The following is a 14519-nucleotide window of genomic DNA, read 5'->3' as shown; positions in this document are numbered from 1 at the left end:
CGTCGTCGTAGTCCCACGCGCTGTCGTGAAGCCGCCTCAGACACCCGCCGCAGGCGTACAGCGGAGCCGAGGCCCCGACGCTCGTGATGGTGCCCAGCCACAGCACGTCCGTGAACGTGTGACCGCAGTAGAACCAGCACCAGCCACGGACCCACGAAGCGCCATCACCCGGCCGAGCCGCGCGCGGGCGCACGAACTCCATGGCGTCCCCGGAGCTGTTCATCCGCTCGTCCCGTTCGCGGGTTGGACGAGCGGACAGCGGAAGTACACCCGCTTCCCCGTCCCCTCCTCCGTCCGCTGCCACCCGATCCCACCCGCCAACTCCGCGACCAACGCCAGGCCACGCCCGGACTCCGAAAGCTGCCCCGGCTGGTAGAACTCCGGGAACCTCGGGTCGGCGTCGATCACCTGCACCTCCACCTCGGCCCCGCAACGAACGAGCCGCAGATAGCAGCGCTCGTCAGCCACGTGCTTGACCACGTTGCCCAACAGCTCCGAGACCCCCAATCGCACCAGCTCCACCGACGACACCGGCGCACCCCACAGGGTGAGGACTCCAGCCGCCTGCCGACGCCAATGCCCGATGCCATCCGGGCGAGCGAGTAACGACCAGCCGAAGGATCGCTTCCCCACGACCTCGCCGTACCTGGCCCGCGCAGAACTCGTCATGGCACCTCCCGGACTATCGGACGCACATCCGGCTGGAATCGCACAGGGGAACACCGCTGGTCACACGGCGAGTGCGCTGCGTCACGCGCCCATCATCGGCGCGGCCCCGTCAACGCGTCAAGCCCCTGCGTGGCAGATTGCCAATCTTCCGCATGGCAGTTCTGGGGAAACCGTGTCGGCTCGCAGCCTGAGCGGCGATACAGTCGTTCTTGTCCGACCACACTGGGGGTTGCAACCGATGGCTGTTGTCGCGAGCGGAAGCCCACTGGCCGCCCGCAGGAAACTTGGCGCCGCCCTGCGCCTTCTACGTGATCAGCAAGGCATGACCACCGAGGAGGTTGGGACGCATCTCAACTGCCACAACTCCAAGGTGAGCCGGCTGGAGCTGGCCAAGCGTGCCTGCACCAAGAAGGACTTCGAGGCGTTGATGGACCTCTACGAGGTCCAGGGCGACAAGCGGGCTGATCTCCGCGATTTGATGATCCGAGGCATACAGCGCGTGCCTCCCTGGTGGCACACGCACCAAGAGGTGATCTCGGCGAGTTACGCAGAGTTCCTGGCCTACGAGGCCGAGGCAGCGAGGTGCCGCGAGTACCAGCCACTCCTGATCCCTGCGCAACTACAGACGGAGGAGTACGCCCGCGCCATCACCAGTCCGGGCTTCATTGCCATGGGCCCGGACCAGGTCGATGGACTCGTGGAGGTGCGGTTGCGTCGGCAGGAGCGACTGCGTGAGGACGAGCCGCTGGCGCTGGACGCTCTGGTGATGGAAGCCGCCCTGCGACTTCAGGTGGGTGGTCCGTCAGTCCTTCGAAACCAGCTGCAACACGTCGCGAACCTCGCCGCAGAGCCGCACATCACCTTCCGCGTGATCCCGTACACCGCGGGCGCTGAAGGCGCCAGCACCGGAGCGTTCACGCTCTTCGGAACGGAGAAGGACTCTCCGCCCGATGCCGCCTTCGTCGAGTCTGCTGAGGCGGTCAGCTTTCGAGATGACCCGCTGACCCTACGACGCCTGAATCGGCTGTTCGCAAACTTGTCGCAGGTTGCCCTGACCGAGGAAGATAGCTATGAGCTGGTCAAACGGATCGAGGGAGAGCTGAATCATGAGTGAGCTGACTGGCCGCGACGCGGTAGACCTTGCCGGCGTCACGTGGCGCACGAGCAGCTACACGGCCAACGCGGGCAACTGTGTCGAGGTCGGATCGGGTGCCGCCGATTACATCGCCGTGCGGGACACAAAGGACCGCGGGCGTGCCCCCGCGCGGGCATCGCACGCTGCCTGGTGTGCGTTCATGGCCGCCACCAAGTCGGGAGCTTTCTCCTAGGCGCACCTCTACTGACCCGGGCAGGCGTACCTCGCCGCCACCGTTACCCCTCTGCCGGGTCCCTGCCGCGGGCCGTAAAGGCTCGACGCCGCCCGCCCGGCACTCGGACGCTAGCTCGTAGGGACAGCCCCGGCCCTGTCAACGGTGTTTCGCTGTCTGGCTCGTACGCCAAAACGGCCGCAGCCCAACGGTCGTGCCTGGCCCGCCCCCCAGTTGCGGTTCAGGCACGACCGTTCGCAGTGGCCGCCCATCCGGGCTGGCTGTGGCGAGCTGAGTACGGCAATCAACACGGATCGTCAGGCGCGCTCCACTCACGTGGGAGCGGACGCCTTCACCGTCAGACGCTGTCGAGCCGTTTGGTCATGGCCCGGTTCACCTGGAGGTCACGTCCGGGAACGTACGACCGGCAAGGCCCGTACCCAGCGCGGCGGTAGAGAGCCAGGGCGGCCATGTTGTGCCGACCGGTTTCGAGCAGCACCTTGTCAGCGCCGAAGCTCGCAGCGTGACGTTCGAGGTGATCGAGGATGCCTGTGCCGATCCCGTACCCCCGCGCGTGGTCGACGGTGTACATCCGCTTGATCTCGGCGGTGCGCGTGTCGAGACGACGTATCCCTCCACACCCGACCGGTTCGCCACCGACGTAGGCGACCACGAACCTGCCATCCGTGGAAGCGTCGAAGACCACGGACGGGGTGTCAGCGGGGTCGTCGGCGAAGCCGTACAGGCTGGCCTGCTCCGCCCGCAGCGACTGGGTGAGGCTGCGGGCATCGGGGTGGTCGTACGGAACTTCACTCAGCACGGGATTCGCCCCGAGAACAGAACCGTCCGAGGCGATGGGCACGAGGGTCATGGCGTCGATAGTGCCGTGTCGACGGCGGTCAGTACACGGGTGCCGTCTGGCATCTGCATGCGGGTGCCGGCGAGTCCGCGGAATCGGCGAAGGAGGTTGCGACAGCGGATCGACTGAACCCCCTCGACGCAGTCGGTGAGCCGCAACAGGGTGCTCGCGGTGGATTCCGGGTCGCGGGCCATCAGGTGTGCGCGGGCGAGGTGGATGCCGTGGAGAAGGGCGGAGCGCCGGAATCCGGCAGTGGGCCCCTGTTGGGCGAGGGGCGACAGCAGCGCGGTCGCCTCGGCGAGTAGAGGTCGAGCGCGAGCGGGGTTTGTGACGGCAAGTTCGACGAGGGCGTGACCGGTCTCGGCGGCGACCTGTTCGGGGGTGTAGTAGTAGAGCGAGTGTGGGTCGTCATCACGGCGGCGTTCCAGGAGAGCGCGGCAGCGGTCCGTGGCCTCCCTGAAGGCGCCGATCTCGCCGGCTGTGGCGTAGGCGGTGGCCATGCGTCCCCAGGCCCGCGCGCGCACGACAGAACTGCTGCGGGCCGATTGGTCGACGGCGGCCTCGGCGTAGCGGAGAGCGGCGACGGGCTTGCCGGTCGCGGCGTGCTGATAGGCGAGCATGCCCAAGGCGTTGGCGACCGTGGCGCTTTCGTCGGCGGCGCGGGCGAGGCGGATCGCGAAGAGCTGGTATCGCTGGGCGGCTGCGTGGAGGTCGGCGTCGAAGGCCATCCATCCTGCCAGTTGGGCCATGCCGCTGGCGGTGGCCAGGAGGCGGTTGCCTACGTCGCTGGTGTACCGGCTGTTACGGACCAGGTCGAGCACACCGGCCAGTTCCATGCGTACGTAGCGTTGTGAAAGCTTGCCGCCGCCGGTGGTGTCGTCTAAGCGTCGTAGGCGAGCGAGTTGGCTTTCGAGGACGTCGACGAACGCGGGCGGAACCTGCTCGTGCCGGCCGGGCTGGACGGCTAGCAGGGTGTTCTGCCGCGTGGCGTCCCACACCGCGCTGAGTAGCTGGCTCTCGCTGGCGGGGTGCAGGACGGCCTGGTCCTCGGCGCCGGTGGCTACCCAGTTGGCAGCGGCATCCAGGACGTCGGCGACAGAGCGACGGCCGACGAGGTCGTCGGTTGCGGTGTTCTGGGTCTGCCCGCCGTTCGCCGGGGGATCTCCCCACAGAGCGGCGGAGCTGTAGAACACGCCGGTCGCCTCTGTGAGCACGGTGGCCGCGAGTCGGCGTGCCGTCGCGCAGCGCGGTTGCGAACCGTTGAGCCAAGCGCGGCCGGCGGTCAGATGCAGGGTAGGCCGCCCGATGGCTTCGAGCCGGGGGTTGAGGGCACGAACGAGATCACGGGGTGTCCATCGGGCTGCCCGGAGAGCCGCAGCGAGGGTCTGGTTCAAGGGGTGTGCGAACGCCTGGCGGCCGTCCACCGATGCCCCTTCGCGGAGGGTCGTCACGCCTGGAAGCTACGTCGTGTATGGGCGTAATCCGAGAGTTCTCACCTCTTCTCGTTCTCACCGCTACAATCTCGACTTTCTCTCCGATCCCCTCTCCCGCGGTGGAGGCGACGGCGGTGTCCTGGTGTGCCTGCCGTCGGCCTCATCCGCCGACGGCGCGGCGGACCTCGTTCTTGGCCGCCGCCGCCATTCGTCATGACGCGTACAGCCCCTGACCGGCTTGTGCGCGCGGGAGTTGGAGAAACCACATGCCCCGTCGCTCCGCGCCGTCTCTGCGGCGCGCCCACATCGCCCAGGCAGTCGCGGACTACGTTCGCGCAGACGGGGCCTTGTCGGTGGCGAACGGCTCCGGTGTGATCGGCGAGCTGGAACGGCGGATCGAGCACCTGCTGGGCCTACCGAACCCGTTGTCGTTCTCCTCGGGCACGGCAGGGCTCCACGCGGCGTATCTCGCGCTGGACCTGCCGCCCGGATCGGAGGTGATCGGGCCGGTCAACACGTTCCACGCCTCGGTGTCCCCGGCCCTGCACTGCGGCCTCAACGTGCTGCTCGTGGATGTGCAGCCGGACACCGGGAACCTGTGCCCGGCGGCGCTGGAGGCAGCGATCACACCGCTGACCCGGTGCGTCACGGTGACCCACCATCTGGGGCACCCCGCCGCGATGGAAGAGATCACCCGGATCTGTCGCAGACGGGGCCTGTACTTGATCGAGGACATCAGCCACGCCTACCTGTCCACTCTCAACGGGCAGCCAGTCGGAACCTTCGGTGACATCTGCGTCGGCAGCATGCAGGACCGCAAGTCGTGGTCCGCAGGCGAAGGCGGACTGTTCAGCTCCCCGCACCCGCAGTTGCGCGATCGGGCGGTGCTGGCCGGTCACTACCGCGGCCGGGCCCTGGCACTCGACAACCCGGAGCTGGCGGCGTACGGCGAGACCGGTCTGGGCCTGAAGATGAGGATGCATCCGCTGGCCGCCGTGGTGGGCCTGGCCAACGCCGAGGGCCTGCCGGAACGCCTGGCGTCACGTCGCGCACTGCTGGAGCGGCTGGGCCGACGTCTGGTGGGTCTGCCGGGGGTCCGGCCGCCGGTTGTGCGGCCCGGTGCCTCGATGGGCGGCTGGTTCTCCTACCGGCCGCAGATCCAGCTGGACGAGTTGAGGCCCGGGGTGACCGTCGACGCCTACCTGGCGCGGGTGCAGGATGCCGGCGTTCCGGCGCACTACCCCTCCATCGGCTCGCTGGCCCAGATGCCCTTGTTCTCAGAGGCTGTCCCGTTGCGCGCTGCGGCGAGGACCTGGCGTCCGCGTCGGTGTGGGCCCTTTCACGGAGAGACGTCCTACTCCACGGGCCGGATCAGCGTGAGCGTCGCCGAAGGCGACACGGAAGAGACGATCGACGCCTACGGCGACGCCTTCGCCGACGTCTCGCGTGCCCTCGCGGACGGACCGGTGGCAGCGTGACCACTCCTGCGGTTGTCGATGTCGCATCGACCCCGGCGCCCGAGGACCTCGTCGCGAGCGTGGAGCCGGCGGCGCGGCGTAGGTTGTTCAGCTGGTCGCGGGAGATGGCCGCCCAGCGCCGGGTGCTTGATCAGAGGTGGACGGCGGCCCTCGGGGCAAGCGGCGCCGTCGGCCCTCCGCCCGCGGGGGTACCGGCTGCGTTGCATCTGGCGGACGGGGGCGGGTTCCGGCTCCCTGAATCCGCGGCCGACCGCTTGCCCCCGGCGGCGTGCTCCTTCTTCGCCGACCGGGTCACCCGCGAGGGCTGGGTGTACTTGCGAGGGTTCAGCTACTACGCGGCTGACGAACAGATGTACCTGCCTCGCCGGGCGCCTTCGGCCGGTCATCGGTTCGACGCGATCCGCGAGCGCTGGCCCCGGTACGCGAAGTTCGCCGAGCAGTTGGCAGAGCCGGCAGCGCGGCACCCAGCCGACTGGTACGCATGGCTGGCCTGGCTGGCGTTTCTGGAAGCGGCTGTGCAGGACGTGTGCACCGCGCGGTGGAGTGCGGCAGTGCTCGCGCGGCGGGAAGCCGCCGAGGTGCTGGACGAGGCGCTTCGGAGCCTCGGGGCACTGTTGGCTGAGGCGGCCTGGAACCGGTGGCAGCCGACGGGCCTCCCGTCCGCGGTATGCGATCCGGCGAGCTGGGGGGCCCGAGCTGCGAAGGTGACGGGTGGTCCGCGGCTGCTGGAGGTTCTGGATGGTTTGGCCGGGGCGCTGTGCGAGCCCGGAGTGGGGGCGGATGCGGTGCGCGCCATCCGTGAGGGCGACGTCCTCTGGCAGGTTGCCGCGGCATTCGCCAGCCGCTGGCCGGCGCTGGCAGACGCGCATCCGGACCGCCCGGTGCTGCTGGTCAGCGAGGCGTTCGGCGCGATGGCCGCCGGGCCGGTGTGGGCGGGGATGCTGCCGCCGGGGCAGCGCTCGCGTACCAGGTTGGCGCTCGCCCGGTGCTCGGTCCACGAGGCGGAGATGTCCCGGGTGTCGGGCACCGCGTGGAGGACCGGGAGCGTTGACGCGGACAATCAGGTGGTGGTCCACCTGGACGACAGCGTGTTCACCGGACGAACCCACGCCCGCCTGCGTCAGGCTCTGACGGGCGACCCGGCCGCGGTGTACCTGGTGCCGCTGACGCTGGATGTCGGCACACCGTTCAACCACCCCGAGGAGATCACCGCCGTCGGCCACGACGTCGGCGCGCACCTGGCCGCCCTGGATTCCGTCGTGCGGGCCGTGGGCGGGGTGCTGCCCCCAGCCCCGAGTCTGTGGGCGCGCCGCAAGTCCCCTGCGCCCTCGAAAGCGGCCGGCGACCGGGACGCCGAGCGGGCCTTCAAGCGCGTGGCGGGCGGTTCGGACCGCCTCCTGGCGCTGCTGTGGGATCGGTACGCCACGGAGGTCCGACGTGCCTGACCACCCACGCCGACGAACCGGGGCCGAAGTTCCGACGTCCGACCTCGTGTTCACTGCGGCTGCCGGCCGCCGGGCCCGCATGGTCTCGTGGCGCGCCTACCAACAGATGGTCTCCGACGTGGCTGATCAGATCCGCCGCGCCCATCCGGGTCGCTCAGTGACGCTCGTCGGAATCATGCAGGGCGGGTGGGTTGCCGCCCAGTCTCTCGCCGATCTGCTGCCCGGTTCGACGGTGCTGGCCGCCGCCGCACGCCGAGGCGGGGAAGGGCGCACCGACGGCGTGGAGCTGATCGCCGCGGCCGACGGCCTTCTCCGAGCCGGGGAACCGCAGACCGGGAAACCACTGATCGTCGTGGACGAAGTGGTCGACTCCGGTCGCACCGCTCGCTTCTTCCTCGACCACCTCTCGCACTACCAGCCGGAGTTGGCCTGTCTCGCTGCCTCGGACACGGCGGCCCCGGGGCCGCACTTCGCTGCCTGGACCATGTCGGACCTTCCTGCGCTGGTTCTTCCCTGGCGGGTCCTGCGTGATGCCGACCAGACCGCGGCGTGCCTGTTGGCCGCCGGCCCACTGACAACCGCCCAGTTCGACGAGAGGCTGCGTGACCTCGGCCATGACATCGGTTCCGATCTCCTTGAGTTCCACCTCGCTCGACTCGCCGCTCGACGCCGACTCCAGCGTGAAGGGGATCGCTGGTCTCTTCCCGGAGGGACGGGCACCGGCCACCAGCGTGACCTGTGACATGCAGGAGGTGGCCGGCTACTACGACGCCGATCCTGAACGGGAGTGGCAGCGGACCCGCTCCGGGCCTTACCACCGTCTGGAGAACGAGGTGATTCACCACTCGGTCCTGGCGGATCTCCCCCGCGCCAGTCGCATTCTGGACCTCGGTTCCGGCCCCGGCACCCACGCCCTTCAACTGGCACGTCGCGGGCACCAGGTGGCGCTGGTGGATCTGTCCATTGCCAGCTTGAACAGCGCACGTGCCAGGTTCGTCGAAGCCGGCTTGGACGGGCAGCTTCTCGGCACTCAGCACGCCGCGGCGCAGCACGTGACGGTTCCTGCGGGGCAGTTCGACGTCGTGCTGATGTTCGGTCCGCTGTACCACCTGCTCGACGATGCGGATGCCGCCGAGGCAGTGCGCCGTGCAGCGTCGGCGCTGGCGCCGGGAGGACGTCTTCACGCGATCTTCCTGACCCGCACATCCATCTTGCGAGACCTGCTGAAGCGCGGCCGGTTCGCAGAGATGTCCGCCCTGGTGGACGGTGGCTACCTGGAGCACGGCCGCTACCAGCCGCTGCCGCGGGTGTCGGCCGAGGACTACATGCCGCCCGCCCGCACGCACCACCTGGTGGAGGGCGAAGCGCTGCTCGAAGCGGCCGGGCTGGAGATCACCGACCGGCACTCGCTGGAAGGTGTCGCAGCGTGGATGCGACCGTACGTGGACCACAGCGCTGCCGACGAGGCGGCGTTCACCGCGCTGAGTCGGGCCGTGCGTTCCACCACGCGGCTGGCCGAACTCCTCGAAGCCGGTGATCACTTCTTGCTGTCCGCTGCCGCGGCGAGGCTACCCCGCGCAGACCGGCGGTCCCGGCGCGCGGCGGGCCGAGCGGACATCGTCGGGGCTGGTGGCCAGCTTCTGGCCGGTGCCGAGGGCCGCGTAGCCTTTGCGCCGGCCGTCGTGAACCACCAGGGTCGGCGCCTGATCGCCATGGCCGTCGGCCCCGCGGACGCCCGTGTCTACGCTCCTCGCCAGCTGCCCGGCCGAGCGCCCGAGCCCTGGTACACCGGTGGCCGCAACCGCGTCGTGCTCGCCCGCCTTCCGGCGCCGGGCGCCGGTCCGGTGTCCTTGGCCGATGCCCGGCCCCTGCCGACCCCCGACGGCTGCGACGACGTGACCGGCGTCAGCCTGACGACGCACCGCAACGAGCTGCATGCCTACCTCAGCGCACGCCCTGACGGCGGGCGCTGGTCGATCTACCGCACCATCAGCCGCGACAGCGGCGCAACATGGGGCCCGCCTCGGCTCATCCTGGCCCCCAGCACCCAGGCGGCTGCTACGGACAGCGAACACGTTCTGCTGCCCACCGTGCTGCACCGTGACGGCACGTGGTGGATGTGGTACGCGGGGCGCGACGGCCACCACCGGCGCATCCACGTGGCAACATCGCCCGACGGCCTGACCTGGCAGCGACACGGTGTTGTCGTCACCACCGGCCCAGCCGGCGCCCCCGACGCATACGCCGCCGACTGCCCCGCCGTCACCGCAAGTACCAACGGCGGCCTGCTCATGTTCTACGGTGCCGGCTCCTCCCGGTCACTGGCCGCCGCGCACTCGCGCGATGGTCTCAACTGGCGCCCGCTCGGCCTCGTGCTGCACCGAGGTGGCCCCGACTCTCCCGACTCCCGCTACGCGTTCTACCCCGCCGTCCTCCCCGACGGCGCAGGTCGCGTCCGGCTCCTGTACTCGGGCGAGGACGACCAGGCCCGCTGGACCGTGCTCGACGGCGGCCTTCTGGACACGGCGCTGCTGCTCGAACGACCCGCCCCGCTGCCGCTGACCTGCTCCATCGACGCAGCCGTGGAACGGGTCCGAAGTGAAGTCCCGGGCCGCTACTGGGAAATCCCAGACGACTGCCATGACGATGCTCCCGCCTACACCTCGGCGGACGGGCGCCTCACCCAGCTGCGGCCGAGCAGCACCCCGGTCTTCGCCGTCAGCACCACGGAGGGCAGGGTCGTCATCAAGCCCGGCCGCAGCCGCGCCTTCGCCGAACGGGAGCACACCGGCCTCCAGGCGCTCGCCCGCCACCTGCCCGTGCCGGCCACCGCACTGCACTACCGCGGCGAGGAGGCCACCCTGGTGGCGCAGAATCTGGACGGCGTCCCTCTACGGACCCTGTCGAACACCGCCCCGGACCGCTTCCTGCGGGTCCTGGGCGAACTGGCCACCCGGCTGGTGCACGGCGCCACCGCGACACTGACACCGCGCACAGATGCGGCAGTGGACCACTCGTTGGAGACGCCCGCTGTCCTCTCCGGCTGGGTCGAAGACCTGGCACGTCGACTCCAGCCCTGGTCAGGGCACACCCTGCACCTCAACGGCGCACCGACCCAGCTCAGCTGCGGCAGCCTCGTCCACCTCGCCCGGCGTTCCCTCACTCCGGCCCCCGCGAGCGGCTGGCTGGTTCACACGACCGGCGACCTCCACCTGGGCAACGTGGTGGTCCACCGGAGCCAGCCGGAGTGGTGGGTGATCGACGCCGAGTTCGCCGGTCTTCACGACCTCGACCAGACCCTCGCCAAGCTGGCCGGCTCCTGCCTGAAGCACACCGACCTGTTCACGGAAGCAGCCGTGCACGAACGCAACGGCACACTCCAGATCACCTGCCAGATGACTGGGGCAGTGGGCGAACAGGTGCTCAACAGCACCTGGTTGCTCAACCGCTTCGACGGACTCCCCCTGGACCGGGGCCGCATCCTCGGTCTGCTCGTACCTGACCTGTACTTCCGGCTCACCCGCGGCGAAGAGCCCCCCGCCGCAGCCGAGGGGCTGGCCGCCCTCGCCCTTGCCGCACGGATGACCGGCCACGGAGCGATCCGGTGATCCACCCGAACCAGGCTCACGTCCTTCCGCCGACCGTCACCACCGTGCTGTTCGACATCGACAACACCCTGATCCCGACCCACCAGGTCTGGCAGCGCGCCCTCGCCGACATCGCCGCCGACCTCGCCGGCAACCATCTCGCCGTGACCGCGGCTGACATCGTCAGCTCCTACACACGTACCTCCGCCACCCTGTGGGGCGACTACGACCGGGCCCTCGCTCCACTCGGCTCGCACACCGCAGCACGGAAGTACGTCTGGCAGCTCGCTCTGCAGCAGGTCGGCATCGACATGCCCGAACGAGAGCTGACCGCTCACGCAGCTGACTTTGCCGAGAGGCAACTGTGCGGTCTCAAGCCAGACCTCGCCACCAGCGATTCGTTGCGCAGACTCGCGCGCACCGTCCAACTCGGTGTGATCACCAACGGCGACACCGACCAGCAGCACGCCAAACTGGTCCACAGCGGTCTCGCGCACCACTTCAGGACCGTTGTCTGTGCCCTCGGCAACAGCCGCCGCAAGCCGGACCCCGCGCCGTTCCAACAGGCATGCGCCGAGATGGCAGTCCGGCCCGAGCAGTGTCTGTACGTCGGCGACGAGTGGGCAACCGACGTCGTTGGAGCCCGCAACGTCGGCATGCACCCGGTGTGGATCAGCCCCGCCGGCGAACAGCCCCCAGTAGGAGCGCCGCCCACCGCACGCTTCAGCGACCTCGCCTCCTGCCTGGCCGCCCTGTGCGACCACGCCACGAACAGTCCGCACCGGAGAGCAGAACCCACGTGACCGCCACCGCCACCACGCCGCATCGCACGCACCGGTCAACTCCGCCCGGCACGTCTCGACTCGCCGCAACTCGAATCGAGCACCGCCCCTCCTGCGACCTGTTGGGCCTGGTACACATCCCCGAAGCCGAGTTGCGCCGGGCCTCGCGCGCGGGGGTGGACCTCGGCCGCCTCGACACACTCTTCCCCACCGTGAAAGACAGCACCCTCACAGGCGGACGAAGAGTCCGACTCAGCCGCGGCCGGGCCTACTACCTGCCCCGCGGATCGCTGTCGACCTGCACGACGCTCGGCACAGCGCTCTCGCGTCTGGACCGCGACGCGCCGGACCGAACACCCGCGCTGCGGTACGCGCTGCTCGACAACCTGCACAACCTGACCGCCGCTGCGGTCTATGCCCTCTGGCAGGACCTCACCGACCACCCCAGCTCCGAGAGCGATCCGCGGCCCGCCGCGCTCGACCGGCTCCTGGACTGCGCCACGGCAACGACCGCCGTACGGCACGACGTACTCGGGGCCATCCCGCGTCCCCCGGCCCCCGACGACCTCGCGCTGCTGGAGTCACTGGAGACGGGGTGGCGTAGCTTCCGCGAGCTCGACAGCCCTGACAAGATCACAGACGAGCTGCGCTTCCTGGCTCACCGTGTCCTGGCGCCCCGGCCCGAGATCACCGCCATCCTCGCCCCGCTCTACGGGTCGCTGTCCTTCGCGCTGGCCGCCCGGACTGTGCTTCCCGCGGTGCTCGGGCGGCCCATCGACGTGCATCTGGTCCGCCTCGGCTTCCACGACCAGGCAGCGATCAACTACCTCGGCGCCTGCGGAACCGTTCGCCACCGCGCCACCGCGCCCCTCGCGTACCGGAACCACCTGGCCGCCGCAGTCAAGGGAGCAACCGCCCTCGTCGTCGACGACAACGTGGGCTACGGAAGCACACTGCGCGCCACGCGGGCCCTTGTCGAACAGCTCGGCGGCCGAGCCATCACCCGAAGCGTGGAGTCCGCCTGGACTCTGTACCACCGTTCGGGCCGGCACGACATCGCCAACGCCGCCGACCTGCCCAGCCTGCGCCCCAACCTGCACCACAGCATCCAGCACCGTCTGATCGACCACCTCCTGCGCAACGACGCAGACGCCTACCTCCGAGACCCTGCCCACCACGTCCCGGGCACCCTGCACCAGCAGATGGAGACCAGCTTCGACCTCGCGGTGAGCACCGGCGCATGGAGCACAAGCCAGCTCGACGCCATGCGAACCGAACTCGCCGACGCCGCGTACTGGCGCGAACCACCCGTGCCGCGCCCGGCCCCGCCCACCACTCCCTGACCCGGAGCCGCCCGCATGCTCACCACGACGCTCACCACGACCACCGGCGCCAGCCCCGCCCCCTGTGGCGACTGGCGGGTCAACCTCGACGTCCACCACGGAAGAGTCCCCGCCCGGCCCGGGACACAACCGTCGCAGCTCCTGGCCGCCCTCCTCGCTGAGGACGTGCCCGCAGCCCTCATCGACCTCGACCGCTCCACCGGTGCCACCACCAGTTCAACGCTGCTGGAAACCGCGGTGCGTCGCCACCCCGGACGCCTGTGGGTGGGAGGCCGGCTGACCCCACGAGACCCGACCGTCCCCCGCCTGCTCCAGGCGGGAGCAGCCGGGGTCCTACTCGGCTCGACCGGCCTGTTCCCCGACGGACGCCTAGACCCGCACGCGTGGCCGAACTTCACCACCCTCGCCCGCGACGGACAGCTGATGCTGTCCGTCGACATGCACGAAGGGCGAATCATCACCGACGGCTTCACCCGTCCCACCCAACTACTCCTGTCAGACGCCCTGAACGCGCTCCTGGACGCCACCGGTGGCCTCCAACCCGTACTGATCACAGACGCCCGTGCAGCAACCCAGCGCACCCCGCCGCCCTGGCAGACACTCGACAACATCGCGAGTCGACATCCGCACGCTCCCCTGTGGTACGCGGGCGGCCTGAGCAACTGGAGCGACCTCCACCGGCTGTGGCACGCCGGCTGGGGCGCCGTCGTCGGCCGCGCCTACCTGAGCGCCCCTCTCGGCCTCTCCGGCCCAGACGGCCGCACCCACTGCACGCCTCCCGGGGAGAAGCACACATGACCCAGCACGGCCCCCATCAACCCTCCGCCCCAGACGAAGAACCGTGGTGGATCACCAACTACCGCGGCAGCGCCTACGTGGAGCGGTACGGCAGCCACGACGCCGCCACAACCGAGCGAGACGTCGACTTCCTCGTCAGCCGGCTCGGGTTGCGAACCGGCCACACGATCCTCGACCTGTGCTGTGCCTTCGCCCGGCACACCCGTGAACTCACCCGGCGAGGCTATGGCCGCACCACAGGTGTCGACCTCTCCCAGGACATGCTCCGCCACGCTGCTGCCACTGCCGAAGCAGCCGGTGAACGGCTCAGCCTCCTCCACGCCGACGTCCGTGATCTGCCCCTGGACGACGGCCACGCGGACGCTGCTCTCCTCCTCTTCAACTCCTTCGGCTTCCTCGACACACCGGAGGAGGACCTGGACGTGCTGCGCGAAGCCCACCGGGTTCTGCGTGCCGGTGGGCGCTTCGCGATGGACCACTTCACACCCCACCCCAACACCATCGCCATGGGTTCCCGCAGCGTGCGGAGCGGCAACGCCCACACGGCTCAGGACGTTACGTGGGACCCCGTCTCGCGCAGGCTGAACCGAGAGACCACGACCACCTACGGCGACGGCACCACGGAGACCAGCTACAGCTCCGTCCGCCTCTACACACCTGATGAACTCACCGGCATGCTCCAGGCCGCAGGATTCAGGATCGACGCACAGTTGAGTGGCTACGACGGCAGACCACTCAGCGCAGACAGCAGCCGTCACCTCGTCCTCGCTCACCGGCCCTGACCGCACTCCGGGACGGCACCGCGACAGCGAACAGAA

Annotated in this window: 13 protein-coding genes; 10 read left to right on the top strand and 3 right to left on the bottom strand. The window is 69.8% G+C overall.

From position 1 onward, the window contains the following. Positions 1 to 219: 219 nt before the first annotated feature. Positions 220 to 669, bottom strand: a complete 450-nt coding sequence (locus tag HCN56_RS00145) for an ATP-binding protein (RefSeq protein ID WP_167967333.1) — start codon at positions 667 to 669, stop codon at positions 220 to 222. 238 nt (positions 670 to 907) lie between these two features. Here HCN56_RS00145 and HCN56_RS00140 point away from each other — a divergent pair, with 238 nt between their 5' ends. Both HCN56_RS00140 and HCN56_RS00135 read left to right on the top strand, forming a co-directional pair. Then, positions 908 to 1783, top strand: a complete 876-nt coding sequence (locus tag HCN56_RS00140; protein ID WP_167967332.1) for a helix-turn-helix domain-containing protein — start codon at positions 908 to 910, stop codon at positions 1781 to 1783. After that, a complete protein-coding gene (locus tag HCN56_RS00135; RefSeq protein ID WP_167967331.1) occupies positions 1776 to 1997 on the top strand; it encodes a DUF397 domain-containing protein in 222 nt (73 codons plus the stop codon). The genes HCN56_RS00140 and HCN56_RS00135 overlap by 8 nt, the downstream gene beginning before the upstream one ends. Before the next feature lie 337 nt (positions 1998 to 2334). On the opposite strand, the gene HCN56_RS00130 is transcribed toward HCN56_RS00135, so the two are convergent. Together HCN56_RS00130 and HCN56_RS00125 are read right to left on the bottom strand one after the other, a co-directional pair. Beyond that, positions 2335 to 2847, bottom strand: coding sequence for a GNAT family N-acetyltransferase (locus HCN56_RS00130; protein WP_167967330.1), 513 nt, complete (start codon positions 2845 to 2847; stop codon positions 2335 to 2337). Beyond that, entirely contained in the window at positions 2844 to 4286 is a 1443-nt protein-coding gene (locus HCN56_RS00125) for an NsdA family TPR-like regulatory protein (RefSeq protein ID WP_312870965.1), read from the bottom strand. Before HCN56_RS00125 ends, HCN56_RS00130 begins: the two co-directional genes overlap by 4 nt. 335 nt (positions 4287 to 4621) lie before the next feature. On the opposite strand from HCN56_RS00125, the gene HCN56_RS00120 reads away from it, so the two are divergent. The 8 genes from HCN56_RS00120 (at position 4622) to HCN56_RS00085 (ending at position 14483) form a co-directional block, all read left to right on the top strand. Next, positions 4622 to 5746 carry a DegT/DnrJ/EryC1/StrS family aminotransferase gene (locus HCN56_RS00120; protein ID WP_167967329.1) on the top strand — a complete coding sequence of 375 codons (1125 nt, stop codon included), beginning with the start codon at positions 4622 to 4624 and terminating at the stop codon, positions 5744 to 5746. Next, positions 5743 to 7191 carry a hypothetical protein gene (locus tag HCN56_RS00115; protein ID WP_167967328.1) on the top strand — a complete coding sequence of 483 codons (1449 nt, stop codon included), beginning with the start codon at positions 5743 to 5745 and terminating at the stop codon, positions 7189 to 7191. The genes HCN56_RS00120 and HCN56_RS00115 overlap by 4 nt, the downstream gene beginning before the upstream one ends. A gap of 106 nt (positions 7192 to 7297) precedes the next feature. Further along, the gene (locus tag HCN56_RS00110; protein ID WP_167967327.1) at positions 7298 to 7933 is read left to right on the top strand and encodes a phosphoribosyltransferase family protein; all 636 of its coding nucleotides are present in this window, start codon (positions 7298 to 7300) and stop codon (positions 7931 to 7933) included. Beyond that, positions 7827 to 10799: a methyltransferase domain-containing protein gene (locus tag HCN56_RS00105; RefSeq protein WP_167967326.1), complete on the top strand. Its 2973-nt coding sequence runs from the start codon at positions 7827 to 7829 to the stop codon at positions 10797 to 10799. Before HCN56_RS00110 ends, HCN56_RS00105 begins: the two co-directional genes overlap by 107 nt. Continuing rightward, a complete protein-coding gene (locus HCN56_RS00100; protein WP_167967325.1) occupies positions 10796 to 11581 on the top strand; it encodes an HAD family hydrolase in 786 nt (261 codons plus the stop codon). Before HCN56_RS00105 ends, HCN56_RS00100 begins: the two co-directional genes overlap by 4 nt. 191 nt (positions 11582 to 11772) lie before the next feature. After that, a complete protein-coding gene (locus HCN56_RS00095; RefSeq protein ID WP_167967324.1) occupies positions 11773 to 12903 on the top strand; it encodes a phosphoribosyltransferase in 1131 nt (376 codons plus the stop codon). Positions 12904 to 12918: 15 nt separating this feature from the next. Continuing rightward, positions 12919 to 13701, top strand: a complete 783-nt coding sequence (locus HCN56_RS00090; RefSeq protein ID WP_167967323.1) for a HisA/HisF-related TIM barrel protein — start codon at positions 12919 to 12921, stop codon at positions 13699 to 13701. Further along, entirely contained in the window at positions 13698 to 14483 is a 786-nt protein-coding gene (locus HCN56_RS00085) for a class I SAM-dependent methyltransferase (RefSeq protein WP_167967322.1), read from the top strand. The genes HCN56_RS00090 and HCN56_RS00085 overlap by 4 nt, the downstream gene beginning before the upstream one ends. Positions 14484 to 14519: the final 36 nt, after the last annotated feature.

Origin of the sequence: Streptomyces lonarensis (assembly GCF_012033735.1) — a bacterium.
Taxonomy (GTDB): Bacteria; Actinomycetota; Actinomycetes; order Streptomycetales; family Streptomycetaceae; genus Streptomyces; species Streptomyces lonarensis.
The sequence above is the reverse complement of the archived record's forward strand: the minus strand, read 5'-3'. Positions and strand labels throughout refer to the sequence as shown.